Origin of the sequence: Kluyvera sp. CHPC 1.2972, assembly GCF_036759925.1 — a bacterium.
In the GTDB taxonomy this organism is placed as follows: domain Bacteria; phylum Pseudomonadota; class Gammaproteobacteria; order Enterobacterales; family Enterobacteriaceae; genus Kluyvera.
Genome location: NZ_JAPKIB010000010.1, coordinates 20,554 through 43,159 on the forward strand (window position 1 = coordinate 20,554; position 22,606 = coordinate 43,159).

At 59.4% G+C, this 22,606-nt stretch carries 21 protein-coding genes; 8 read left to right on the forward strand and 13 right to left on the reverse strand.

All coding sequences use genetic code 11. The annotated features are described in order from the left end of the window. Window positions 1-36 precede the first annotated feature (36 nt). The 13 genes from V6944_RS15575 to hypA all read right to left on the reverse strand — a co-directional run bounded on the left by V6944_RS15575 (window position 37) and on the right by hypA (window position 15,032). On the reverse strand, window positions 37-1,107 hold the full coding sequence (locus V6944_RS15575) for an ABC transporter ATP-binding protein (RefSeq protein ID WP_333499621.1): 1,071 nt from the start codon (window positions 1,105-1,107) through the stop codon (window positions 37-39). Continuing rightward, window positions 1,100-2,869, reverse strand: coding sequence for an ABC transporter permease (locus V6944_RS15580; RefSeq protein ID WP_333499622.1), 1,770 nt, complete (start codon window positions 2,867-2,869; stop codon window positions 1,100-1,102). Before V6944_RS15580 ends, V6944_RS15575 begins: the two co-directional genes overlap by 8 nt. 77 nt (window positions 2,870-2,946) lie before the next feature. Then, window positions 2,947-4,035, reverse strand: a complete 1,089-nt coding sequence (locus V6944_RS15585; RefSeq protein WP_333499623.1) for an ABC transporter substrate-binding protein — start codon at window positions 4,033-4,035, stop codon at window positions 2,947-2,949. A gap of 218 nt (window positions 4,036-4,253) precedes the next feature. After that, the gene (locus V6944_RS15590) at window positions 4,254-5,129 is read right to left on the reverse strand and encodes a [formate-C-acetyltransferase]-activating enzyme (protein ID WP_333499624.1); all 876 of its coding nucleotides are present in this window, start codon (window positions 5,127-5,129) and stop codon (window positions 4,254-4,256) included. Next, window positions 5,095-7,392 carry a formate C-acetyltransferase gene (locus V6944_RS15595; RefSeq protein ID WP_333499625.1) on the reverse strand — a complete coding sequence of 766 codons (2,298 nt, stop codon included), beginning with the start codon at window positions 7,390-7,392 and terminating at the stop codon, window positions 5,095-5,097. Before V6944_RS15595 ends, V6944_RS15590 begins: the two co-directional genes overlap by 35 nt. Window positions 7,393-7,601: 209 nt before the next feature. Further along, on the reverse strand, window positions 7,602-8,537 hold the full coding sequence (locus V6944_RS15600) for an alpha/beta hydrolase (protein ID WP_333499626.1): 936 nt from the start codon (window positions 8,535-8,537) through the stop codon (window positions 7,602-7,604). A gap of 191 nt (window positions 8,538-8,728) precedes the next feature. Then, entirely contained in the window at window positions 8,729-9,157 is a 429-nt protein-coding gene (locus V6944_RS15605; RefSeq protein ID WP_123650573.1) for a TOBE domain-containing protein, read from the reverse strand. 56 nt (window positions 9,158-9,213) lie between these two features. Then, window positions 9,214-11,298, reverse strand: coding sequence for a formate hydrogenlyase transcriptional activator FlhA (flhA, locus tag V6944_RS15610; RefSeq protein WP_333499627.1), 2,085 nt, complete (start codon window positions 11,296-11,298; stop codon window positions 9,214-9,216). Between the two features lie 116 nt (window positions 11,299-11,414). After that, complete coding sequence (gene hypE, locus V6944_RS15615; RefSeq protein WP_185668041.1) at window positions 11,415-12,425, reverse strand: hydrogenase expression/formation protein HypE; 1,011 nt, start codon at window positions 12,423-12,425, stop codon at window positions 11,415-11,417. Next, window positions 12,422-13,543: a hydrogenase formation protein HypD gene (gene hypD, locus V6944_RS15620; RefSeq protein ID WP_333499628.1), complete on the reverse strand. Its 1,122-nt coding sequence runs from the start codon at window positions 13,541-13,543 to the stop codon at window positions 12,422-12,424. The genes hypE and hypD overlap by 4 nt, the downstream gene beginning before the upstream one ends. Next, complete coding sequence (locus tag V6944_RS15625) at window positions 13,543-13,815, reverse strand: HypC/HybG/HupF family hydrogenase formation chaperone (protein WP_035892574.1); 273 nt, start codon at window positions 13,813-13,815, stop codon at window positions 13,543-13,545. The genes hypD and V6944_RS15625 overlap by 1 nt, the downstream gene beginning before the upstream one ends. Next, window positions 13,806-14,678 carry a hydrogenase nickel incorporation protein HypB gene (gene hypB, locus V6944_RS15630; protein WP_333499629.1) on the reverse strand — a complete coding sequence of 291 codons (873 nt, stop codon included), beginning with the start codon at window positions 14,676-14,678 and terminating at the stop codon, window positions 13,806-13,808. Before hypB ends, V6944_RS15625 begins: the two co-directional genes overlap by 10 nt. A gap of 3 nt (window positions 14,679-14,681) precedes the next feature. Continuing rightward, complete coding sequence (gene hypA, locus V6944_RS15635) at window positions 14,682-15,032, reverse strand: hydrogenase maturation nickel metallochaperone HypA (RefSeq protein ID WP_185668044.1); 351 nt, start codon at window positions 15,030-15,032, stop codon at window positions 14,682-14,684. A gap of 213 nt (window positions 15,033-15,245) precedes the next feature. On the opposite strand from hypA, the gene hycA reads away from it, so the two are divergent. From hycA to V6944_RS15675, 8 genes are all read left to right on the forward strand, one after another. Next, window positions 15,246-15,713 (forward strand): formate hydrogenlyase regulator HycA, encoded by a 468-nt coding sequence (gene hycA / locus V6944_RS15640; protein WP_333499630.1) that lies wholly within the window; start codon window positions 15,246-15,248, stop codon window positions 15,711-15,713. An 82-nt stretch (window positions 15,714-15,795) separates the two neighbouring features. Continuing rightward, window positions 15,796-16,404, forward strand: coding sequence for a 4Fe-4S dicluster domain-containing protein (locus tag V6944_RS15645; protein WP_185668046.1), 609 nt, complete (start codon window positions 15,796-15,798; stop codon window positions 16,402-16,404). Then, complete coding sequence (gene hycC, locus V6944_RS15650; protein WP_333499631.1) at window positions 16,401-18,227, forward strand: formate hydrogenlyase subunit 3; 1,827 nt, start codon at window positions 16,401-16,403, stop codon at window positions 18,225-18,227. The genes V6944_RS15645 and hycC overlap by 4 nt, the downstream gene beginning before the upstream one ends. 2 nt (window positions 18,228-18,229) lie before the next feature. Beyond that, window positions 18,230-19,153 (forward strand): respiratory chain complex I subunit 1 family protein, encoded by a 924-nt coding sequence (locus tag V6944_RS15655; RefSeq protein WP_333499632.1) that lies wholly within the window; start codon window positions 18,230-18,232, stop codon window positions 19,151-19,153. 16 nt (window positions 19,154-19,169) lie between these two features. Continuing rightward, window positions 19,170-20,879, forward strand: coding sequence for a formate hydrogenlyase subunit HycE (gene hycE, locus V6944_RS15660; protein ID WP_185668049.1), 1,710 nt, complete (start codon window positions 19,170-19,172; stop codon window positions 20,877-20,879). Window positions 20,880-20,888: 9 nt separating this feature from the next. Beyond that, entirely contained in the window at window positions 20,889-21,431 is a 543-nt protein-coding gene (locus V6944_RS15665) for a formate hydrogenlyase complex iron-sulfur subunit (RefSeq protein ID WP_035892566.1), read from the forward strand. Further along, window positions 21,431-22,198 carry an NADH-quinone oxidoreductase subunit B family protein gene (locus V6944_RS15670; protein ID WP_035892565.1) on the forward strand — a complete coding sequence of 256 codons (768 nt, stop codon included), beginning with the start codon at window positions 21,431-21,433 and terminating at the stop codon, window positions 22,196-22,198. The genes V6944_RS15665 and V6944_RS15670 overlap by 1 nt, the downstream gene beginning before the upstream one ends. Continuing rightward, on the forward strand, window positions 22,195-22,605 hold the full coding sequence (locus V6944_RS15675) for a formate hydrogenlyase maturation HycH family protein (RefSeq protein WP_065357866.1): 411 nt from the start codon (window positions 22,195-22,197) through the stop codon (window positions 22,603-22,605). Before V6944_RS15670 ends, V6944_RS15675 begins: the two co-directional genes overlap by 4 nt. The last annotated feature ends 1 nt before the right edge of the window (window position 22,606 follow it).

A 22,606-nucleotide genomic window follows, 5' to 3' on the forward strand; every position in this document is an offset into this window, starting at 1 on the left:
ATAACAAGGGAGCGGCATGCGCCGCCCCCTGAATCATCAGGATTTCGGGAATACCCAAACGTGTTTTTCCGGCAGCGACAGGTGGCAGTGCTGCGGGTCGCGGAGTTCGTTGCCGTAGGCGCGGATAGCAAAATCATCCCCGGCCGTGCGGAACAGATACTCCCAGCGGTCGCCGAGGTACATGCTGGTGACCAGCGGCAGCTCAAGCTGGTTATCTCCCGGGCCATCGACCAGCGCCACGCGCTCAACGCGGATCACCGCCGTGCCGTCGTTGCCAACTTGCACGCCTTCTTCTGCCTGGCCCCATAGCGCCCAGCCGCTGCCTTCCACGCGCGCTTTGCCGTCGCGGATTTCGGTCACTTTACCGTGCAGACGGTTGTTGCTGCCCATAAACTCGGCGGTGAACAGCGTTTTCGGCGAGCCGTACATCTCCTGCGGCGTACCCTGTTGCTCGATTTTGCCGTTGTTGAGCAGCAGGATACGGTCAGAAATCGACATCGCTTCGTTCTGATCGTGCGTGACCATCAGCGCCGAGAGGCCGAGCTTGATGATAAGCTCGCGCAGGAATACACGAGCCTCTTCGCGCAGCTTGGCGTCGAGGTTGGACAGCGGCTCATCGAGCAGAATCACCGGCGGGTTGTAGACCAGCGCGCGGCCAATCGCCACGCGCTGCTGCTGGCCGCCGGAGAGCTGGTGCGGGTGGCGTTTGCCAAGGTGCCCAAGGCCTAGCTGATCCAGCACGCCTTGCACCCGCTGGTTGATCTCTGACGTAGACACTTTACGCAGCTTCAGCGGGTAGGCCACGTTTTCAAACACCGTTTTATGCGGCCACAGGGCGTAGGACTGGAAAACCAGCCCCAGGTTGCGCTCCTCGGCGGGAATTTCGCTGCGCGGGGTGCCGTCGTAGACCTTGTTGTTGCCGATAGTAATCGACCCCTGCGTCGGTTTTTCTAATCCCGCGACTGCGCGCAGCAGGGTGGTTTTGCCGCTGCCGGATGGCCCCAGCAGCGAGACCACTTCACCGCGCTTGAGGTTCATGGTCACGCCTTTTAACACCGGGTTATCGCCGTAGGTTAAGTGCAGGTTCTCGACCGATAATTCAATCATGTAATTTCACTCCAAAACGAAGGGCAATCCCCAGGCCAATCACCACTAACACAATGTTGATAAACGAGAGCGCCGCGACGATGTCGATAGCGCCCGCCGCCCACAGAGAAACCAGCATCGAGCCGATGGTCTCGGTGCCCGGCGACAGCAGATAGACGCCCGTTGAGTACTCGCGCTCAAAGATCAGGAACATCAAAAGCCAGGAACCAATCAGCCCGTAGCGCGACAGCGGAATGGTGACATGACGGGTGATCTGCCCGCGCGTCGCACCGGTGCTGCGCGCGGCTTCTTCCAGCTCTGGCCCCACCTGCAGCAGGGTTGAGGAGATAAGCCGCAGGCCGTAGGCCATCCACACCACGGTGTAGGCCAGCCAGACGCTGAACATGGTGCTGCGTAACGAGCGCAGCCAGACAATCAGGTTATCGCGCAGCCACTGGGACCACGGCATGCCGGAGAGCCAGCCTGATTTCAGCGCGTTATCGAGCCACATCGGTAAGAACAGGAATACCCACAGGAACGCCAGACCGGCGAGCAGGCCGGGTACCGCGCGGGGCACCAGCACGCTGTAATCGAGGAAGCGGGTGGTGTTATCCGGTTTACGGTGCATGGCGATGCCGATAAACAGATAGCAGCCTACCGCCAGCGCGCCGCCGATCACGCCAATCGCCATCGAGTTGACGATAGCGCGCAGCAGGTTCGGCTGCTCCCAGATGGTGCGGAAGGTGCTGAGCGACAGCTCATCCCACAGCGAAACGCCCACGCCCCAGTTGGAGATAAAGGCACGCAGCACCACGCCCATCAGCGGCACGCCGATGGTGATGGTTAGCCAGAATGCCACCACGGCGCCCGCTACCCAGCGCCATTTGCCGAGCGGCAGCGCGCGGGCCTGCGAGGCTTTGCCCTTCATGGTGACGAAACGGTTGGCGGTGCGCATCAGGCGGCGCTGCAGCATCACCAGCGGGATGGTCAGGCAGATCAGCACCACGGCGACCGCCGCCATCAGGTGGTACGACGGCGTGCCGAGCTTGTTGGTCAACTGGTACAGGTAGGTAGCCAGTACCATGTTGCCTTCCGGGTCGCCCAATACCAGCATCAGGCCAAACACTTCCAGCCCGAGGAAAAACAGCAGCACCACGGCGTAGAGAATTGATGGCCGCACCATCGGCAGGCTGACCGAGGTCATCACTTGCAGCGGGGACGCGCCGGAGATACGCGCGGCTTCTTCCACGTCCGAACTGACGCTGCGCAGCGCTGATGAGATATAGAGGTAGGCGTGCGGTACGTGGGTCAGACCGGCAATCACCACGATGCTCGACATGTCGTAGATGTTCCACGGCACGAAGCCAATCAGCGACTGCGCCCATAGCGACAGGAAGCCCACCGGCCCGGCGGCGACCACGTAACCAAACGCCAGCACCATCGGCGAGACAAAAATCGGCACCAGGATCAGCGGCTCAATCAAGCGTCTGCCGGGCAGGTCGGTACGCACCATCAGGAAGGCCAGAATACCGCCCAGCGGGATGGCGATGATGACCAGGCCGAAGGCAAGAATAAAGCCGCTTTTCAGCGCCTTATAGAAGTCAGGGTCGGTAAAAATAAAGCCAAAGGACTCAAGGCTCCAGGCCTTTGCCGGTGAGAAAAACGGCGCGTTCAGGAAGCTTTGGATCACGATAAACGACAGCGGCGTGTAGATAGCCAGCGCGGTTATCAGCACGACGACGCCGCGCGGCAGGCTCTGCCACTTTCTACGTAATGCGTTCATAAGCAAAGAGATCCGATAACACGAATTCAGGAAGCGAGGACCCTGCGCGCCAGTGAAGGCGCGCGTGGTTCAGGCGCTTATTTGGCCGCGGCTTCACGCCACTGTTTGATGTAATCCAGACGTTTTTTCGGCTGCAGGTATTCCAGCAACGACTCATCAACCGGGATTGGCTTCAGCGCCGTGCCCAGCATTTTGGTCATACCGTCGATGTCGTTTTTGCCTTCGATATCGTTACGGATAGAGGGGATATCCGCCTGATTGGCCAGAATGTTCTGCCCTTTTTCCGACAGCACGTAATCCATCCACAGCTTGGCGGCGTTGCTGTGCTCGGCCTGCTGGCTGATGAAGGAGACGCGTGACAGCACCAGGGTGTAATCCTTCGGATAGGAGATGCCCAGCGATGGGTCGGTTTTGGCGCGCGCTTCGGCATAGGAGCCGAGGATGTTGTAGCCGATCAGGTTTTCGCCCGAAGAGACCCTTTCCATCATCGTGCCGGTGGAGGACTGCACCGCTAAGCCGCCTTTTGCCACGTCCGCCAGCGTTTTGAAGTAGTGAGGATCGGCTTTGTAATCCATCACCGACAGCATAAAGCCGACGCCGGATTTTTCGATATCGTAGGTGGTGACTTTGCTTTTGAATTTATCGACTTGCCCGGCAACCAGCTTCGCCAGCGCGGCGTGTGAATCTGGCACGTCAGACGCCGGGATCAGGCGTTTGTTGTAGATAAACACCACCGGTTCATAGGTGGTGCCGTAGGCTTTGTTGTGCCAGACCGCCCATTTCGGCAGCTGCTTTTGTTCAGCGGAGACGTACTCCATGGCATAGTCGGTCGCGAGCTTCATCGCGGTGTCCATGGAAGAGCTCCAGACCACATCACCGCTGCCGCCGCAGGAGGCCTGCTCGCTGATGAAACGGTTGTACAGCTCGGTGCTGTTCATGTCGTTGTATTCAACCTTGATGCCCGGGTAGGCGGCTTCAAAGCCCTGAATCAGCGGCCCGGCTGCTTTGGTGTCGGTGGTGGAGTAGATCACCACTTTGCCTTCTTTGGTGGCGGCATCGACGACTTTTTGGTAGTCAGCCGGATAGCCCTGAGGCAGCGCGGACAGAGCGGAAAACGACATGAAAACGGTAGCGGAGAGTAGGGCGATACGGAATGTGTTCGACATTATTATTAACCTTTTAGTTACGTTTGAAGAACTAAAAGTAAACATATCGGATGAGAGGTGGGAGACAAGAGGGGGAGAAGAGCGGGCTGGTGGAAATGTGACTGTTGGCGTTGTTTCGGCAATTAACACCATAGAAACCGCGAGTGTGAAGGCATTCAGGAGCGACTTATTGACGTATCTAACGTCATTAAGCCGCGACAGGAACCGATGGGGGATGCCTAGCCTCCCATCACCACCCGATACCCCGCTTGTTCCACCATCGCCTGAATCGGCGCAATCTCCTCGGGCTCCGGCGCTTTTATCCCCGCCATCGCCCACTCGCGATCCAGCAGGGAATACTTCGGCTCGCCGTACTGATGGAACGGCAGCAGATGCACTTCATCAACCGGCAGCGGCGCCAGGAACGCCAGAATCTGCGCGACGTTCTCGGGGTTGAGGGTATAACCGGGGATCAGCGGCAGCCGTGGAATCACCTTGATGCCCTCCGCCACCAGCAGGCGAAAGTTCTCCAGCACCCGCGGCTGGTTCATGCTGAGCACTTGACGCGCCTGCGCGCAGTCCATGATTTTCAGATCAAACAGTACCTCATCGCACGCTTGTGCCAGCGGCAGCAGGCGGCGAGGGGAGGTATCGCCCGCAGTTTCAATGGCGGTGCGAATGCCCCACTGCTTGAGGCGCTGCAAAAAGCGGGTGGCAAACTCGGCCTGCATCAGCACTTCGCCACCGGAAAGCGTTACGCCGCCGCCCGACGCGCGGAAGAAGACGTCGTCTTTGAGCACTTCCCGCTCGAGGGATTCCAGCGTCACGTCGCGGCCAATATGTTCCCACGCCCCGGACGGACACTCCTCGGCATCCTGCAAACAGGTGGCGCAGTGCAGGCACTTGCTCTCCCGGCGGACGGTTTCGATTTTCGGTGACATCGACTCCGGGTTGGCGCACCACGGGCAGGTATGCGGGCAGCCTTTAAAGAACACCACCGTGCGGATGCCCTGACCGTCGTTCAATGAATAGCGCTGGATATTGAAAATGCGCGCCGTGTCGGCGCGCGTCTCAATCACCTCACAGCTGATGCGCGGTGCGGCGGATAATGTCATCCTGAATCTCCTTCGACAGCTCGACAAAGAAGGCGCTGTAGCCTGCGACGCGTACCACCAACCCGGCAAAATCCTGCGGGCGCTGCTGGGCTTCGCGCAGGGTCTCGGCGTTCACCACGTTGAACTGAATATGCTGAAGCTTGAGCTTGGTAAAGGCGTGCAGGAAATCCGCCAGCTTGTTGAGGCCGCTTTCCCCCTCCAGCGTCGCCGGGGTGAACTTGACGTTCAGCAGCGTGCCGTTAGAGAGCAGGTAGTTATCCAGCTTGCTCACCGATTTCAGCACCGCCGTCGGCCCCTGACCGTCCTGTCCGACCATTGGCGACAGCCCGCCGTCCGCCAGCTGTTCACCGGCAAAACGCCCGTCCGGCGTCGCGCCGACCACCGACCCCAGCGGTACGTGCGCAGAAACAGTATAGGAACCCGGCGTAAACTGGCCGCCGCGCGGGTTACGGTAGGTTTCCACCTCTTTGCAGTAAAAACGCAGCAGATCGGCGCTGATGTTATCCACATCGTCGATATCGTTACCGTACTTCTCAAAGCGGTTAATCAGCCGCGCGCGAACCTTTTCGCCCTCCGGCGTGGCGAAGTTGGCCTTCAGCACCGCCAGCAGTTCATCGAAGCTCATGCGCTGCTGGTCGAACACCATTCCTTTCAGCGCATGCAGTGAATCGCTCAGGTTGGCGATGCCGATGCCCTGTACGCCGGAGAAGTTGTAGCGAGCGCCGCCGTCGGTAATGTCTTTGCCGTTGGCGATGCAGTCTTCAACAAACGAGGAGAGCAGCGGCACCGGCGCCCAGTCGCGGTGGCCGATATCGCAGATATTGCTGCCTTCGACCATCAGCTTGATGTAGTGACGAATCTTGTCGCGAATGCTCGCCAGCAGGCCGTCGTAGGTGAGCTGCGGGTCGCCTTCGTGCTCAAGCATGACGATTTCCATCACCTTCAGCAGGTTGAACATGGCGATATCGTGCAGCCCGTAGGTACGCCCTGGAATCGACAGTTCGACGCAGCCGACCACCGCATAATCGCGCGCATCTTCCAGCGACACGCCGCGGTTGAGGAATGCGGGCACCACCACTTCATCGTTGAAGATCTGCGGAATCCCGGTGCCGAGGCGCACGGTTTCGGCGGTTTTGCGCAGGAACGGACGGTCAATCAGTTCGTTGACCCGCACGCCGAGGTTCGGCTGCGGCAGACGTACGTTCTGGTAGGCATCCAGACAGGTAAAGGAGAGGATGTTCACCGCGCTGCGGCCGTTCTCGGTCAGGCCGCCGAGCAGGGCGGTGTAGCCGGTCGGGAAGCCCGCGAAGTAGCGGGCGCTGCTGGTGGAACGCAGCAGCACGATATCGTTGCACTTCACCCACAGCGACTCGAGCAGTTCCTGCATAAACGCCGGGTCGTCGCCGTGGTTCAGCGATGCCTGCCAGAACGGCAGCATGTACTGGTCAAAGCGGCCGAGCGAGATGGAGCTGGCGTTCGACTCATACTGCAAAATGATGTTCATGTACCAGAACAGCTGGCTGGCCTGCCAGAAGTTTTCCGGCTTGTGCGCGGCGTTATGGCGCGAGATGCGGGCGATGGTCTCCAGCTCCTGACGACGCTGCGGATCATGGCAGCCGCTTGCCATCTCGTCGGCCAGCGCGGCGTAGCGCAGGATATGGCGCTGGGAGGCTTCCAGCAGAATCAGCACCGCCTGATAAAAGACGTTATCCGGCTGTTCGCGTAAGTGGGCGTGCATCTCAGTGACCAGCGCGTCCAGGCCGTTATTCAGCAGGCGTGGGTAGTCGATGATGATATGGCCCTGGCCTTTGTCGGTCTGGTTGACGCTGAAAATCTGCGTGCTGACGGCAGCTTTCACTTCATCGGTCATCTGGGCGTTGATGAAGTCCTTCATCGAGCGCTTTTCCCAGTATGGGAACAGCTCGTCGCGGTACAGGCGCTTATCGTCATCGCTAATGTTGAAACGGTCCTGTGGGCGAGTCGGGAACTGGTCCAGCTCTTTTAACAGCCAGTACGGGTCCATCTCCGGCGACATAATCCCGGCGCGTGGTTTGATGGTGCGGTTCCCGGCAATCAGTTCATCGTCACGAATGCTGATGGCGACGTTATCGAGAATATGGGCGGTGGCTTTGGCGCGGCGAATCATCACCGGCTCGCCGTCGGTCTGGCGATGGCTTTCGGTATAGAGGACGGCGCGTTCAAGGGAGATTTCGCGCGGGTTGGCGAAAAGAGCGTCTTTCAGGCGCTGAATACGATTAGTCATTTTGCGGGCTCCTCGGGAGATTAACCTGACGTTTGTTATGGGATCTACGTTAGGCAAATGCGGGGCGGGGAGACAGAAGAGAATGAGGTGATTTACTGGATTATTGTGATCAAAAAGGAAAAATGCGATCTCAATTTTGTCTGGGTGCAATACCCGGCGTCGCGTTGCTCGGCCGGGCTACGGGGCGAGCGCAGCGACGCCGGGGGAATTTAAGGCAGCGAAGCAATCCAGTTCATCGCCAGCTCTGGCCATGCAGCGGCGGGCAGGCCTTTGGCGCCACGGATACCAAAGCCATGCTTCCCTTCGGCGAACAGATGCAGCTCGGTCGGCACGTTGTGCGCGCGCAGGGCGTTGAACATCACCAGCGAGTTATCGACCGGTACCGACGGGTCATCCACCGCGTGCATCAGGAAAGTCGGCGGTGTTTGCGCGGTGACGTTCCGCTCGGGAGAGTAGTGCTTAATCTGCTCGGCCGTTGGCGTATCGCCAATCAGCGCCGTGCGCGAGCCGGGATGGGCAATGGTTTTATCCATCGAGATAACCGGGTAGCCGAGCACCACGAAGTCAGGGCGCGCGCGCTGTTTATCGACGGCATCAAGTGGGGAATATACCGTTTCATCGTAGCGCGTCTCCAGGCTTGCGGCCACGTGCCCACCCGCCGAGAAGCCCATCACGCCGATTTTTTGCGGATCAATATGCCACTTCGTGGCGTTAGCGCGTAGCGTGCGTAGCGCCCGCTGGGCGTCAGCCAATGGCGCATTGGCCCCTTCGGCATGACCATCGGCAGGCATACGGTAGGTCATCACGAACAGGGTGTAGCCTTTGGCGTTAAACGGCGCGGCTAAATCGCTGCCTTCTTTATCCAGCACCACCCGCTGATAAGAGCCGCCGGGGGTAACCAGCAGCGCGACGCCGTTCGGATGCGCAGGGGCATAGACGGTGATTTCCGGGGCGCGGATGCCGGTAACGGCACGGTCCGGCAGACTCGGGTCTTTGCTGCGTTCAACCAGCGCGTAGTGCACCGGGCTATTTTTAGCGCCGGGCGCTTCGCCATCGGGCCAGACGGAAAAAACGGGCAGGGCGGCAACAGCCGTCTGTACGGAAAATGCCAGGGCAAGAGCGGCGGACAGAGGTAAGCGAATCATAGACGTCTCCACGGGGAAAACGCTTATTTAACATCCATGACAGGGTGAGAACGGGAATGAATTCACAAAACGATGTTTCATAAATAGAGAAACGAGAAGGTGTGAGGTGGGTGCTATTCCCGGCGTCGCGTTGCTCGGGCGGGCTACGAAATGAATGTAGCCCGCCCGAGCAACGCGACGCCGGGGAAAACTTACGCGCGGGTGGCGATCAGAATCGCGGACGCTTTGATCAGCGCAATCGCGCGGCTGCCTTTCGCCAGCTTCATCTCGCTCTGGCTTTCGTTGGTGACCACGGCAACAATCTCAAAGCCAGCATCGGTTTTGATGTGTACGGTAGCGTTCACCGCGCCTTCGGTAACCTGAGTTACTTCACCGGCAAACTGGTTGCGGGCGGAGAATTTCAGACCACAGTCTTCGGTTGCCAGCGTGACCCACGGGGCTTTAATCAGCGCAATGGCTTCCTTACCATTGACCAGGCCCAGCGCTTCTTTACTGCTGTGAGTGACGATAGCCACCAGCTTTGCGCCGCCCGGCAGGGTCAGTTCGATTTCGTCGTTGACCGCGCCGGTAGAGACTGCGCTGATGGTACCTGTTAATTGGTTACGTGCTGAAACTGCCATACGATACTGCCTCCATTCACTCGTTATTGAATCAGAGGTCAGTATAGCCACTGTTTTTACATTAACGTATCTTTATCAATACCCAGGCGTTTCATTCTTGAGAGCAATGTCGTGCGCTTAAGCCCAAGACGCTGCGCTGCGCCTTTCGCCCCGGCCACTACGCCGTTGGTCTCTCTCAGCACCCGAACAATCAGCTGATATTCGTCCTCGCCCTCTTTCGGCGCTTCCGCCATCGGCATCGGCTCCGGCGGCGCTTCGTGGGCAAAGGCCAGCTCCGGCAAAGAAAGCTGCAGCACGCTGCCGCGGGTCAGCAGCACCGCACGCTCAATCACGTTTTCCAGCTCGCGCACGTTACCCGGCCACTCCATCTGGCTTAAGGTCCGCAGCGTTTCCGCCGGAATGCTGTCGATGTTGCGCCCCAGACGGCGGGCGATTTTAAAGGTGAAGGCTTTGACCAGCAGCGGAATATCTTCCGGGCGCTCGCGCAGCGGCGGCAGGTGGATCGGGAAAACGTTCAGGCGGTAATAAAGATCGCTACGGAATTCGCGATCCAGCACCATCTGCTTGAGATCGCGGTTGGTGGCGGCGATCAGGCGCACGTCGGTCTGGATCAGCTTATTGCTGCCCAGGCGTTCGAACTCCTGCTCCTGCAACACGCGCAGCAGTTTCGGCTGTAACTCCAGCGGCATATCGCCCACTTCATCGAGGAACATGGAGCTTTTATCCGCCAGCTCGAAGCGACCAATACGCTGGGCGCTGGCACCGGTAAACGCGCCGCGCTCGTGGCCGAAGAGATCGCTTTCCAGCAGGCCAGCCGGCATTGCCGCGCAGTTCATCTTCACCATCCGGCGGCTGTTACGTCCGCTCAGGTTGTGGATGGCGCGGGCAATCAGCTCTTTACCGGTGCCGGTTTCGCCGAGGATCAGCACGGTGCTGTCGCTTGGCGCCACCATCTCAACCTGCTTGAGCACGTTGAACATTGCTTCGCTGCGGCCGATTATTTCGCCAAATTCGCCGTCAACGTTGTTCAGCTGTTCGGTCAGGGCGAGGTTCTCGTCCACCAGACGCTCTTTCAGACGGTGTATTTCCTGATAGGCAAGGGCGTTATCGACGGCAATAGAGACGCGCTCGGCAATCTGCTTGAGCAGCTTCAGGTTGGCGGCGCAGAACACTTTTTCATCGCACTGGGCGAGCTTGAGCACGCCGAGCATCTTGTCGCCCGACATCAGCGGCAGCAGGCACAGCGTCTGAATTTTATCGTCCCACATTTCAAACAGCTGGCGCTCGTACGGGGCCAGTTTGTCCTGCTCGTTGAGGTTGAGCTTGAGCATCTCCTTGCTCTTGAACACCCGCTCGGTCAGCGTGCCGGACTCGTTCACTTCGCTCTGATCGTGTACCGGATCGTTGACGTCAATATAGTGCGTCGAGTAGATGTTCAGCTTGCCTTTGCGGTTGCCGCGCAGCACCACGCTGATGGCGTCGATATTGAAGTAGTAGTGGATCTCTTTGGCGACCGCACCGACCAGATCGTCCATGTCGAGGCGTGACAGCACGGCGTTAGTAATCGCCACCAGAATGCGGAAGTTATCGCGTTCGCGGCACAGCAGATCGTAGTCGACGTTGTTAGTCACCCGGCTTTGGATCTGCTCGGTGACGACGGCGACAATCTGGGTAAAGGTGTGCAGGCGCTGGTACTCTTTTTCAGTCCACGGCTGGTCGTTCTGGCGGATAAACTCGCAGCCGCCGAAAATGCGTCCTTCCGCCGCCAGCGGCAGCAGACAGTAGTGGCCGAACGGCGAGTAGAGCCCGCTGTGGGCCAGTTGCGGCCAGGCTTCGTGAAACTCGCTGTAGCTGCAGTGCAGGGCATCGGGGCGCGACAGCAGTCGTCTGACCGGGCCGTTCGCCAGCGCGTTATCGTCTTCATAGGCGATTGGCTTACCGGCTTCGCGCGTGGTGTGGTAGCCCGCGCGGTGGTTTCCCGGCTGCAGCAGGATGATCGCCGCGCTGTCCGCTAGCGCAGATTGTTTCGCCAGCAGCGCCAGCGTTTCGCTGAGTGCGGCCAGATCGGGTTGTTGGAGAAGAGTCCGGGTGATATCAAACAGCCCTTGCTGGCCGAGATCGCCCATCGGTGTATACGACATGTAGCTTGCCCATAAATGCACCGCGGTGGGTGCGATCGCCAAAAGCCTATCCCGTCATCATACTGACGGGGATAAGCTCTAATAATAATAATAAATTTCAGACCTTGAGCGGCCTGTTAACAGATTCGTGGCAGCGGTTCGGCGTGAGGAAGATCCAGCGTGCGTTTCACGCCGTACAGCCCGGCAACGCGAACCCCACGGCGTTCCGTGACTTCGCCAATGATAGCGGCATCACGCCCCAGCGGATGGGCGCGCAGTGCGGCGAGCACCTCATCGGCTGCCTCGCGGGTCACGCCGATCACCAGTTTACCTTCATTTGCGAAGTTAAGCGCGTCAAGCCCTAATAATTCGCACACGCCGCGCACCGCGTCTTTCAGCGGAATATGTTGTTCATGAATTTCAACGCCGTGGCCGCTGGTGGCGGCAAACTCATGGGCCACCGCGTTGACGCCGCCGCGGGTGGCATCACGCAGCGCCTTCACGCCAGCAATCGGGCGCAGGCTCTGGATAAGCGGCGTCAGCACCGCGCAGTCGCTTTGCAGTTCGCCGTCAAGGCCGAGCTGTTCGCGCAGATTGAGGATGGTCGCGCCGTGGTCGCCGAGCGTGCCGCTGACCATCAGCAGATCCCCCGGGGTGAGCGTTGCCGCGCCCCAGTGAATATCGGACGGGATAGCACCCATTCCGGCGGTATTGATAAACAGCTTATCCGCCGCGCCACGACCCACGACCTTGGTGTCGCCGGTGACGATGGCGATATCCGCCGCTTTGGCCGTCTCCGCCATGCTGTTGACCACCGCCTCCAGCGTCTCCATCGGCAGCCCTTCTTCAATAATAAAGCCGCAGGAGAGGTAGCGTGGCACCGCGCCGCTCACCGCCACATCGTTGGCGGTGCCGCAGATCGCCAGCTTGCCGATATTGCCGCCGGGGAAGAACAGCGGGTCAATCACGTAGCTGTCGGTGGAGAAGGCGAGGCGGTCGCCGTGGGCGGTCAGTGAGGCCAGCGACAGACGCGCCTGATCTTCCTGCTCTGCCAGCCAGGGGTTGGCGAAGGCTTTCATAAACAGGCTGTCGATCAGCTGCTGCATCGCCAGCCCGCCGCTCCCGTGCGCTAACTGAATACTTTTCATGCTTCTGCCTCCTGACTGCGATATTGATACCAGGCGGCGCAGGCGCCTTCGGACGACACCATCAGCGCGCCAAATGCGCTTTGTGGGTTGCAGGTGGCGCCAAACAGCGGGCACTGATGCGGTTTGCAGCGACCGGTCAGCACGTCGCCGCAGCGGGCGCGCGGATCGTCACAGACGCGCTGCGGCTGCGGTTTGAAGTGCGCTTCCGCATCGAACGCTTGATAGTCCGGCGTCAACTGGACGCCGGAGTCGTTGATTAACCCCAGGCCGCGCCATTCGCTGTCGCCTTTGACCGCAAACACCTCGGCAATGGCGTTTTGCGCAAGCAGGTTGCCATCGTCCGGCACCACGCGGCGGTACTGGTTTTCGACGCAAGGCGCGGCGGCAATTTTCTGCTCCACCAGCATGTTCACGCCTTGTAGCAGGTCAACCGGCTCAAAACCTGCCACCACCAGCGGACGCTGATAGTCGCTGGCGATAAAGCCGTAGGCGTGGGTGCCAATGACCATGCTGACGTGGCCCGGTGCCAGAAACGCGTCGATACCGTTGTCCGGCTGGTCGAGCAGACTGCGCAGGGTTGGAATCAGCGTAATGTGCTGGCAGAAAAAGAAGAAGTTGCTGACCTTCAGCGCCTTCGCCTGTTGCAGCGTGATGGCGGTGGTCGGCATGGTGGTTTCAAAGCCTAAGCCGAAGAACACCACTTTACGGTCCGGGTTCTGCTGCGCCAGCTTAAGGGCGTCCATCGGCGAATAGACGATGCGGATATCCGCACCGCGTGATTTCGCCTGCATCAGCGAGCCGTTTTTCCCCGGCACGCGCATGGCGTCGCCGAAGGTACAGAAAATCACCTCTTTGTGGCTGGCGATTTCAATACAGGTGTCGATGCGCCCCATCGGCAGTACGCACACCGGGCAGCCCGGCCCGTGGATAAATTCGATGTTCTCTGGCAGCAGCTGGTCGAGACCGAATTTGAAAATCGCGTGCGTGTGGCCGCCGCACACTTCCATGATGCGCAGGGGGCGTTCAGCGGTATAGGCCAGATGCTGCGCCCGGCTTTTCAGGTGGGCAATCAGCTGCATCACCTGCTCGGGCGCGCGGTACTCATCAACAAAACGCATTACCGTTCCTCGCCAAAAAGCAGCGCGCCAACGTCGGGCTCGACTTCAAACATGTTTTCCAGCGCCGCGAGGGTATCGCGCGCTTCTTCTTCGTTGATGATGCTCATGGCAAAACCCACGTGCACCAGCACCCACTGGCCGATGCGCGACTGACCGTTTTCGTCCACCGCGCCGACCAGCGTCAGGTCGACGTCGCGCTTAATCCCGCACACATCCACCTTCGCCTGTACGCCATCAATGGCAGAAATTTGTCCCGGAATGCCTATGCACATCGCTGCGTCTCCAGCCAGTTCAGCCAGCTATCCATGCCTTCGCCGCTGGTGGCGGAGAGCAGGATGATTTCAATATTCGGGTTCACTTCGCGCGCGCAGGCGAGGCACTTCTCAACGTCGAAGTTGAGGTACGGCAGCAGGTCAACTTTGTTGAGCAGCATGACCGACGCGGCGGCAAACATATGCGGGTACTTGAGCGGCTTGTCTTCACCTTCGGTGACCGACAGCACGGCGACTTTGTGGCGTTCGCCCAGATCAAAGCTCGCCGGGCAGACCAGGTTGCCGACGTTCTCAATAAACAGAATCCCGTTGCTCTCAAGCGGCAGGCGCGGGGCGGCGTCGGCAATCATCTGCGCATCAAGGTGGCAGCCCTTACCGGTGTTGACCTGAATCGCCGGGGTGCCGGTGGCGCGGATACGCGCGGCGTCGTTCACCGTCTGCTGATCGCCTTCGATAACGGCGCAGGAGACGCGGTCTTTCAGACGCATCAGGGTTTCGGTGAGCAGGGTGGTTTTACCGGAGCCAGGGCTGGAGACCAGATTCAGCACCAGCAGTTCGCGGGCGGCAAAGCGCGCGCGGTTGCGGGCGGCAATCTGGTTGTTTTTATCCAGCACGTCGATTTCGACTTCCAGCATCCGACGCTGGCTCATGCCCGGCGCGTGGGTGCCCGCTTCGCCGTGGCCGTAGTGCAGGTCGCCGTTGTCCGTGGCCTGCGGTTCAAATTCTCGGGTTCTGACGCCGGTAATGGACATTGCCGGACGGCCTGCCGGGGCGAAGGGCGCGCTGCGGAACAGCGAGTGCGGGTTACGTTCATCGCCCTCTATATAGAGGTTGCCATCGGCACAACCACAGGTGGTACACATACTTTACTCCTGATCAATTTCAATTCGCTGAATCTGTAAACCGTCGTCGGCGACGATGCGCAGATTGTCGCTATGGCACTGCGGACAACGGCGCACGTGTACTGACACGAGCTGAACATACTGCTGGCAGGATTCACACCAGCATTCCGCCTCCTGTTCCTCGACGTGCAGTGTACAGCCTTCAGCCAGCGTGCCGCGGCACACCAGATCAAAACAAAAGGTCATTGCGCTCGTCTCTACACAAGAAAAAGCGCCGACCTTCATCCAGACGCCGGTGACGCGCTTCGCGCCGTTTTGTATCGCCTGTTGTTCGACAATTTCCAGCGCTCGCTGGCAGAGCGTGATTTCGTGCATAACGCCTCCTGGTACATCACTCGCAGGAGTAATGCAATAACAATGCCAGAGATGAAATACGGGGCGTAAAGACTGTCGATGACGATGTCGTACTGACGAAATGACATGTCACTCTGGCAGTGTCATTTCATTAAATGACAATAAAATCAGTAAATTAAAAACATGGCATGAAAAGTGCTTAGGAGGCTTGTTTCTATTAACCGGGTAACCGACATGACTATTTGGGAAATTAGCGAGAAGGCCGACTATATCGCCGATCGTCACCGCCGCCATCAGGATCAATGGCGTGTCTACTGCAACTCTCTGGTTCAAGGGATTACGTTGTCCAAAGCGCGTCTGCATCACGCCATGAACTGCGCGCCAGAGAAAGAGCTGAGCTTCGTGCTGTTCGAACACTTTGTGGTTTCCGTGAGCCTGGCCAGCGGCTTTAACAGCCACACCGTTGAGTACGTTGTAGAAACCCGCGACGGCCTGAATAAACAGTGCGTGGGCAGCGCTGAACTGAGCATGACCGGCTTTATTGACGGCACCGTCAATATCCGCGACCGCGAGCAGGTGCTGGAACACTACCTGGAAAAAATTTCGCCGGTATACGACACCCTGTATGCGGCGCTTGAAAGCGACAGCCCGGTCAGTTTCGGCCAGCTGGTACAAGAGCCTCAACAGGCTTCTCGCGCCTAATTATCGGTGTGTCGACGGGTGTCGAAATGACACCTGCTCTGCATGATTTCGTCAAAAATGACTGTCACCTGAGGAAGACCTGGTGAATCGTTTTGTAATTGCTGACTCTACCGTTTGTATCGGTTGCCGTACCTGTGAAGCGGCCTGTGCGGAAACGCATCGCCACCACGGCCTGCAATCTATGCCGCGGCTTAGAGTAATGCTCAATGAAAAAGAATCCGCGCCACAGATGTGTCACCACTGTGAAGACGCGCCGTGCGCCGGGGTTTGCCCGGTAAATGCGATTACCCGCGTCGATGGCGCCGTACAGCTGAACGAAAGCCTGTGCGTTAGCTGCAAACTGTGCGGCATTGCTTGCCCGTTTGGGGCGATTGAATTTTCCGGCAGCCGTCCGCTGGATATCCCGGCCAACGCCAACTCGCCGAAAGCGCTGCCTGCGCCGCCGGCTCCGGCTCGCGTCAGTACGCTGCTGGACTGGGTGCCTGGTATCCGTGCTATCGCGGTGAAATGCGACCTGTGCCACTTCGACGAAGAAGGCCCGGCCTGCGTGCGTACCTGCCCTACCAAAGCGCTGCATCTGGTGAACAACATGGACATCGCTCGCGTCAGCAAACGCAAACGTGAGCTGACCTTCCATACCGACTTAGGCGATTTGACGCTGTTCCAGGCGCAACAAGGAGAGGCGAAATGAGCGTCATGACGTTGATTAATAGCGCAGTGGCCTGGTTTGCCGTTGCCGCCGTGCTGTCCTTTGTGCTGTCGTTTAATAAATCCCTGAGCGGTTTCGTTGCCGGTATCGGCGGCGCGCTGGGCAGCCTGTGCGCGGGCCTGACGGGTGTTCAGGTGCTGGTACACGGTTTCCCGGTGATGGGCAGCCTGTCGCTGGCCCACTACACCGTGCTGGTCTCCCCGCTGAACGCGGTATGGCTGATTGCGCTCGGCCTGTGCGGCCTGTTTGTCAGCCTCTACAACATTGACTGGCATCGCCATCCGAACACCAAAAGCAACGGTCTGCTGATCAACATCCTGCTGGCGGCTGCCGTCTGCGCGATCGTAGCGAGCAGCTTCGGTTCACTGGTGGTGATGGCGGAAATCATGGCGCTGTGTGGCGCGTTCCTCACCGGCTGCGCCTCCTCCGGCAAGCTGTGGTTTGCGCTGGGCCGTCTGGGCACTATTCTGCTGGCGATTGCCTGCCTGCTGCTGTGGCAGCGCTACGGCACGCTGGATCTGGTGCTGCTGAACGAACGTGCGCAGATGCTGCCAATCGGTTCTGACATCTGGGTGCTGTGCGTGCTGGGCTTCGGCCTGCTGGCAGGGATTATCCCGCTGCACGGTTGGGTGCCGCAGGCGCACGCCAACGCGAGCGCACCGGCCGCTGCGCTGTTCTCTACCGTGGTAATGAAAGTGGGTCTGCTCGGCATTCTCACCGTGTCGCTGCTGGGTGACGTTCAGCCGCTGTGGTGGGGCATTGCGCTGCTGGTGCTGGGCATGATCACCGCATTTGTCGGCGGTCTGTACGCGCTGATGGAGCACAATATTCAGCGTCTGCTGGCGTACCACACGCTGGAAAATATCGGCATCATCCTGCTCGGTTTAGGCGTCGGCGTGACCGGCCTGGCACTGCAGCAGCCGGTGATGGTGGCGCTGGGTCTGACCGGTGGTCTCTACCATCTGCTCAACCATAGCCTGTTCAAAACCACGCTGTTCCTTGGCGCGGGCTCGGTCTGGTTCCGTACCGGTCACCGTGACATCGAGAAGCTGGGCGGGATCGGTAAACGTATGCCGATGATCTCCCTGGCGATGCTGGTTGGCCTGATGTCGATGGCCGCGCTGCCGCCGCTGAACGGCTTTGCTGGCGAATGGGTTATCTACCAGTCCTTCTTCAAGCTGAGCACCAGCGGGGCGTTTATGGGGCGTCTGCTGGGGCCATTGCTGGCCGTTGGCCTGGCGATCACCGGCGCACTGGCGGTGATGTGTATGGCGAAAGTCTACGGCGTCACCTTCCTCGGCGCGCCACGTACTAAAGAGGCGGAAAACGCCTGCTGCGCACCGCTGCTGATGGCGATCAGCACCGTGGTGATGGCGCTGCTGTGTATCGTTGGCGGCGTTGCCGCGCCGTGGCTGCTGCCCATGCTGAGCGCTGCTGTGCCGCTGCCGATGGCTACCGCGCACACCGTGGTCTCCCAGCCGATGATTACCCTGCTGCTGATTGCCTGCCCGCTGCTGCCGTTCATCATTCTGGCGCTGCTCAAAGGCAACCGCCTGCCAAGCCGTTCTCGCGGCGCGGCGTGGGTCTGTGGTTACGACCACGAAGCATCCATGGTGATCACCGCACACGGTTTTGCGATGCCGGTGAAACAGGCCTTTGCCCCGGTGTTGAAACTACGTAAGTGGCTGAACCCGGTCTCTCTGGTTCCGGGCTGGCAGAACGCGGCGGCGCCGCTGCTGCTGCAACGTCTGGCGCTGGTTGAACTGGCGGTGCTGGTCGTGATTGTCATCTCTCGAGGAGCCTGAACATGACGTTCCTATTTGCTGTACTGCAGGCGCTGGTGCTGTTCGCCGTCGCGCCGCTGCTGTCTGGTATCACCCGCGTGCTGCGCGCACGGTTGCATAACCGTCGCGGGCCGGGCGTGATGCAGGAGTATCGCGACATCATCAAACTGCTGGGCCGTCAGAGCATTGGCCCGGATGCCTCCGGCTGGGTCTTCCGCCTGACGCCGTTTGTGATGGTCGGTGTGATGCTGACGATTGCGACCGCGCTGCCGGTGGTGACCGTTGCTTCTCCGATGCCGGGTCTGGGCGACTTGATTACCCTTATCTACCTGTTTGCCGTCGCGCGCTTCTTCTTCGCCATTGCCGGTCTCGACACCGGTAGCCCGTTCACCGCCATCGGCGCAAGCCGTGAAGCGATGCTCGGCGTGCTGGTGGAGCCGATTCTGCTGCTGGGCCTGTGGGTCGCTGCGCTGGTCGCGGGCTCTACCCATATCAGCAATATCACCAACACCCTGTACCACTGGCCGGTCAGCCGCAGCATTCCGCTGGCGCTGGCCTTTTGTGCCTGCGCCTTCGCCACCTTTATCGAAATGGGCAAACTGCCGTTCGACTTAGCGGAAGCGGAGCAGGAGCTGCAGGAAGGCCCACTGTCTGAATACAGCGGCAGCGGCTTCGGCGTGCTGAAGTGGGGCATCAGCCTGAAACAGCTGGTGGTGCTGCAGATGTTCGTTGGCGTCTTTATCCCGTGGGGACAGATGACCAGCTTTAGCGTCGGTGGCCTGGTGATGGCCGTGATTGTCGCCATCGTCAAACTGGTGGTTGGCGTGCTGATTATCGCGCTGTTCGAAAACAGCATGGCGCGTCTGCGTCTGGATATTACTGGTCGCATTACCTGGACCGGGTTCGGTTTAGCCTTTTTAGCCTTCGTCTCCTTGCTGGTGGCGTGATAAGAGAGTTTTGAGCATGTCTGAAGAAAAAGTGGGTCAACACTACCTCGCTGCGCTGCACCAGTCCTTCCCGGGCGTGGTGCTGGACGAAGCCTGGCAGACCAAAGACCAGTTAACGATTACCGTGAAGGTGAACTACCTGCCGGAAGTCGTCGAGTTTCTTTACTACCAGCAGGGCGGCTGGCTGTCGGTGCTGTTCGGCAACGACGAACGTAAACTGAACGGACACTATGCGGTCTACTACGTGCTGTCGATGGAAAAAGGCACCAAGTGCTGGATTACCGTGCGCGTCGAAGTCGACCCTAACACCCTCGAATACCCGTCCGTCACGCCACGCGTTCCGGCGGCAGTCTGGGGCGAGCGCGAAGTTCGCGACATGTACGGCCTGCGCCCGGTGGGCCTGCCTGACGAACGTCGTCTGGTGCTGCCGGATGATTGGCCGGACGAGCTGTACCCGCTGCGTAAAGACAGCATGGACTACCGTCAGCGCCCGGCGCCAACTACCGATGCCGAAACTTACGAGTTCATCAACGAACTGGGCAGCAAGAAAAACAACGTGGTGCCCATTGGCCCACTGCACGTCACCTCCGATGAACCGGGCCACTTCCGTCTGTTCGTTGACGGCGAGAACATTATCGACGCCGATTACCGTCTGTTCTATGTCCACCGTGGCATGGAAAAACTGGCGGAAACCCGCATGGGTTACAACGAAGTCACCTTCCTGTCCGACCGCGTGTGCGGCATCTGCGGCTTTGCCCACAGCACCGCCTACACCACCTCCGTCGAGAACGCGATGGGCATCGTGGTGCCGGAACGTGCGCAGATGATCCGCGCCATTCTGCTGGAAGTTGAGCGTCTGCACTCGCACCTGCTGAACCTCGGCCTGGCGTGCCACTTCACCGGCTTTGACTCCGGCTTTATGCAGTTCTTCCGCGTCCGTGAAGCCTCCATGAAAATGGCGGAAATCCTTACCGGCGCGCGTAAAACCTACGGCCTGAACCTGATTGGCGGTATCCGTCGTGACTTCCTGAAAGACGACATGATCCAGACCCGTCAGCTGGCGCAGCAGATGCGTCGCGACGTACAGGATCTGGTGGATATTCTGCTGAGCACCCCGAACATGGAACAGCGCACCGTCGGTATCGGCCGCCTGGATCCGGAAATCGCCCGTGACTTCAGTAACGTCGGTCCGATGGTTCGCGCCAGCGGCCACGCCCGTGATACCCGTGCCGATCACCCGTTTGTGGGCTACGGTCTGCTGCCGATGGAAGTACACAGCGAGCAGGGTTGTGACGTTATCTCCCGCCTGAAAGTGCGTATCAACGAAGTGTTCACCGCGCTGAACATGATTGATTACGGCCTCGATAACCTGCCTGGCGGTCCGCTGGCAGTGGAAGGGTTCACCTACATTCCAAACCGTTTCGCGCTGGGCTTCTCAGAAGCGCCTCGTGGCGATGATATTCACTGGAGCATGACCGGCGACAACCAGAAGCTGTACCGCTGGCGCTGCCGCGCGGCGACCTACGCCAACTGGCCAACTCTGCGCTACATGCTGCGCGGCAACACCGTTTCCGATGCGCCGCTGATTATCGGTAGCCTCGACCCTTGCTACTCCTGTACCGACCGTATGACCGTGGTCGACGTGCGTAAGAAGAAGAGCAAGGTCGTGCCGTACAAAGAGCTTGAGCGCTACAGCATCGAGCGTAAGAACTCGCCGCTGAAATAAGGAATCGTCATGTTTACCTTTATCAAAAAAGTCATCAAAACCGGCACTACGACATCGTCCTATCCGCTGGAACCGATGCCGGTTGATAAAAACTTCCGCGGCAAGCCGGAACACAATCCGCAGCAGTGTATCGGCTGCGCGGCGTGCGTGAACGCCTGCCCATCGAACGCCCTGACGGTGGAAACCGACCGCGTCAGCAATCAGCTGGCGTGGCAGTTCAACCTCGGCCGCTGCATCTTCTGCGGCCGCTGCGAAGAAGTGTGCCCGACGGCGGCGATCAAGCTGTCGCAGGAGTACGAACTGGCGGTGTGGAAGAAAGAAGATTTCTTGCAGCAGTCCCGTTTTGATATCTGCAACTGCCGCGTCTGCAACCGTCCGTTTGCGGTGCAAAAAGAGATTGATTACGCCATTGCGCTGCTCAAGCACAACGGCGACAGCCGCGCGGAAAACCACCGCGAAAGCTTTGAGACCTGCCCGGAATGTAAGCGTCAGAAATGTTTGGTGCCTTCCGACCGTATTGACCTGACTCGCCACATGAAAGAGGCCATCTGATGAGCAACTTAATAGGGCCACGCGACGACAACGGCATGCCGGTGCCGATGACGGTAGAAGAATCTATCGCCAGCATGAAAGCGTCGCTGCTGAAAAACATCAAGCGTTCCGCCTACGTGTACCGCGTGGACTGCGGCGGCTGTAACGGCTGCGAAATCGAAATCTTTGCCACGCTTTCACCGCTGTTCGACGCCGAACGTTTTGGTATTAAAGTGGTGCCGTCACCGCGTCATGCCGACATTCTGCTGTTTACCGGTGCGGTGACCCGCGCCATGCGTTCGCCGGCGCTGCGCGCCTGGCAGTCCGCGCCGGACCCGAAAATCTGTATCTCCTACGGCGCCTGCGGCAACAGCGGCGGTATCTTCCACGACCTGTACTGCGTCTGGGGCGGCACCGATAAAATCGTTCCGGTAGACGTTTACATTCCTGGCTGCCCGCCAACGCCTGCGGCAACGCTCTACGGCTTTGCCATGGCGCTGGGTCTGCTGGAACAGAAAATCCACGCGCGTGCGCCAAGTGAACTGGACGCGCAGCCGGCTGAAATTCTGCATCCGGATATGGTCCAGCCGCTGCGCGTGCAGGTTGACCGCGCCGCGCGCCGTCTGGCGGGCTACCGCTATGGTCGCCAGATTGCCGACGACTATATGCTGCATCTGGGCCAGGGTGACACTCAGGTTCAGCAGTGGCTGGCCACAGAAAACGATCCGCGTCTGACGGAAATCGTCACGCAGCTTAACCACGTAGTAGAAGAGGCACGTATTCGATGAGCGAACAGGTGGTGTTCAGTCAACTGAGCCGTAAATTTATTGATGAGAACGATGCCACGCCTTCCGAGGCGCAGCAGGTTGTCTATTACAGCCTGGCGATTGGCCACCACCTCGGGGTCATCGACTGCCTCGAAGCCGCGCTGACCTGCCCGTGGGATGAATATCTGGCGTGGATTGCTACGCTTGAAGCGGACAGTACGGCGCGGCGCAAGATGGAAGGCGTGCCGAAGTACGGCGAGATTGTCATCGACAGCAACCACGTGTCGATGCTGGCGAACGCGTTTGATAAGGCGCGGGCGTCACAAACCCCGCAGCAAAAAGAGTGGAGCCAGGCGATGCTCAATATGTTGCACGCCATTCATCAGGAGAGCGCCATCTATCTTATGGTGCGTCGCCTGCGCGACTGAT

Bases quoted from the DNA above. Each gene is read 5' to 3' on its own strand.
- hycE (WP_185668049.1), top strand. From the start codon at position 19,170: ATGTCTGAAGAAAAAGTGGGTCAACACTACCTCGCTGCGCTGCACCAG.
- V6944_RS15580 (WP_333499622.1), bottom strand. From the start codon at position 2,869: ATGAACGCATTACGTAGAAAGTGGCAGAGCCTGCCGCGCGGCGTCGTC.
- hycC (WP_333499631.1), top strand. From the start codon at position 16,401: ATGAGCGTCATGACGTTGATTAATAGCGCAGTGGCCTGGTTTGCCGTT.
- V6944_RS15595 (WP_333499625.1), bottom strand. From the start codon at position 7,392: ATGACTAATCGTATTCAGCGCCTGAAAGACGCTCTTTTCGCCAACCCG.
- V6944_RS15655 (WP_333499632.1), top strand. From the start codon at position 18,230: ATGACGTTCCTATTTGCTGTACTGCAGGCGCTGGTGCTGTTCGCCGTC.
- hypB (WP_333499629.1), bottom strand. From the start codon at position 14,678: ATGTGTACCACCTGTGGTTGTGCCGATGGCAACCTCTATATAGAGGGC.
- V6944_RS15675 (WP_065357866.1), top strand. From the start codon at position 22,195: ATGAGCGAACAGGTGGTGTTCAGTCAACTGAGCCGTAAATTTATTGAT.
- V6944_RS15605 (WP_123650573.1), bottom strand. From the start codon at position 9,157: ATGGCAGTTTCAGCACGTAACCAATTAACAGGTACCATCAGCGCAGTC.
- V6944_RS15575 (WP_333499621.1), bottom strand. From the start codon at position 1,107: ATGATTGAATTATCGGTCGAGAACCTGCACTTAACCTACGGCGATAAC.
- hypD (WP_333499628.1), bottom strand. From the start codon at position 13,543: ATGCGTTTTGTTGATGAGTACCGCGCGCCCGAGCAGGTGATGCAGCTG.
- V6944_RS15600 (WP_333499626.1), bottom strand. From the start codon at position 8,537: ATGATTCGCTTACCTCTGTCCGCCGCTCTTGCCCTGGCATTTTCCGTA.
- hycA (WP_333499630.1), top strand. From the start codon at position 15,246: ATGACTATTTGGGAAATTAGCGAGAAGGCCGACTATATCGCCGATCGT.
- hypE (WP_185668041.1), bottom strand. From the start codon at position 12,425: ATGAAAAGTATTCAGTTAGCGCACGGGAGCGGCGGGCTGGCGATGCAG.
- flhA (WP_333499627.1), bottom strand. From the start codon at position 11,298: ATGTCGTATACACCGATGGGCGATCTCGGCCAGCAAGGGCTGTTTGAT.
- V6944_RS15670 (WP_035892565.1), top strand. From the start codon at position 21,431: ATGAGCAACTTAATAGGGCCACGCGACGACAACGGCATGCCGGTGCCG.
- V6944_RS15590 (WP_333499624.1), bottom strand. From the start codon at position 5,129: ATGACATTATCCGCCGCACCGCGCATCAGCTGTGAGGTGATTGAGACG.
- V6944_RS15625 (WP_035892574.1), bottom strand. From the start codon at position 13,815: ATGTGCATAGGCATTCCGGGACAAATTTCTGCCATTGATGGCGTACAG.
- V6944_RS15585 (WP_333499623.1), bottom strand. From the start codon at position 4,035: ATGTCGAACACATTCCGTATCGCCCTACTCTCCGCTACCGTTTTCATG.
- V6944_RS15665 (WP_035892566.1), top strand. From the start codon at position 20,889: ATGTTTACCTTTATCAAAAAAGTCATCAAAACCGGCACTACGACATCG.
- hypA (WP_185668044.1), bottom strand. From the start codon at position 15,032: ATGCACGAAATCACGCTCTGCCAGCGAGCGCTGGAAATTGTCGAACAA.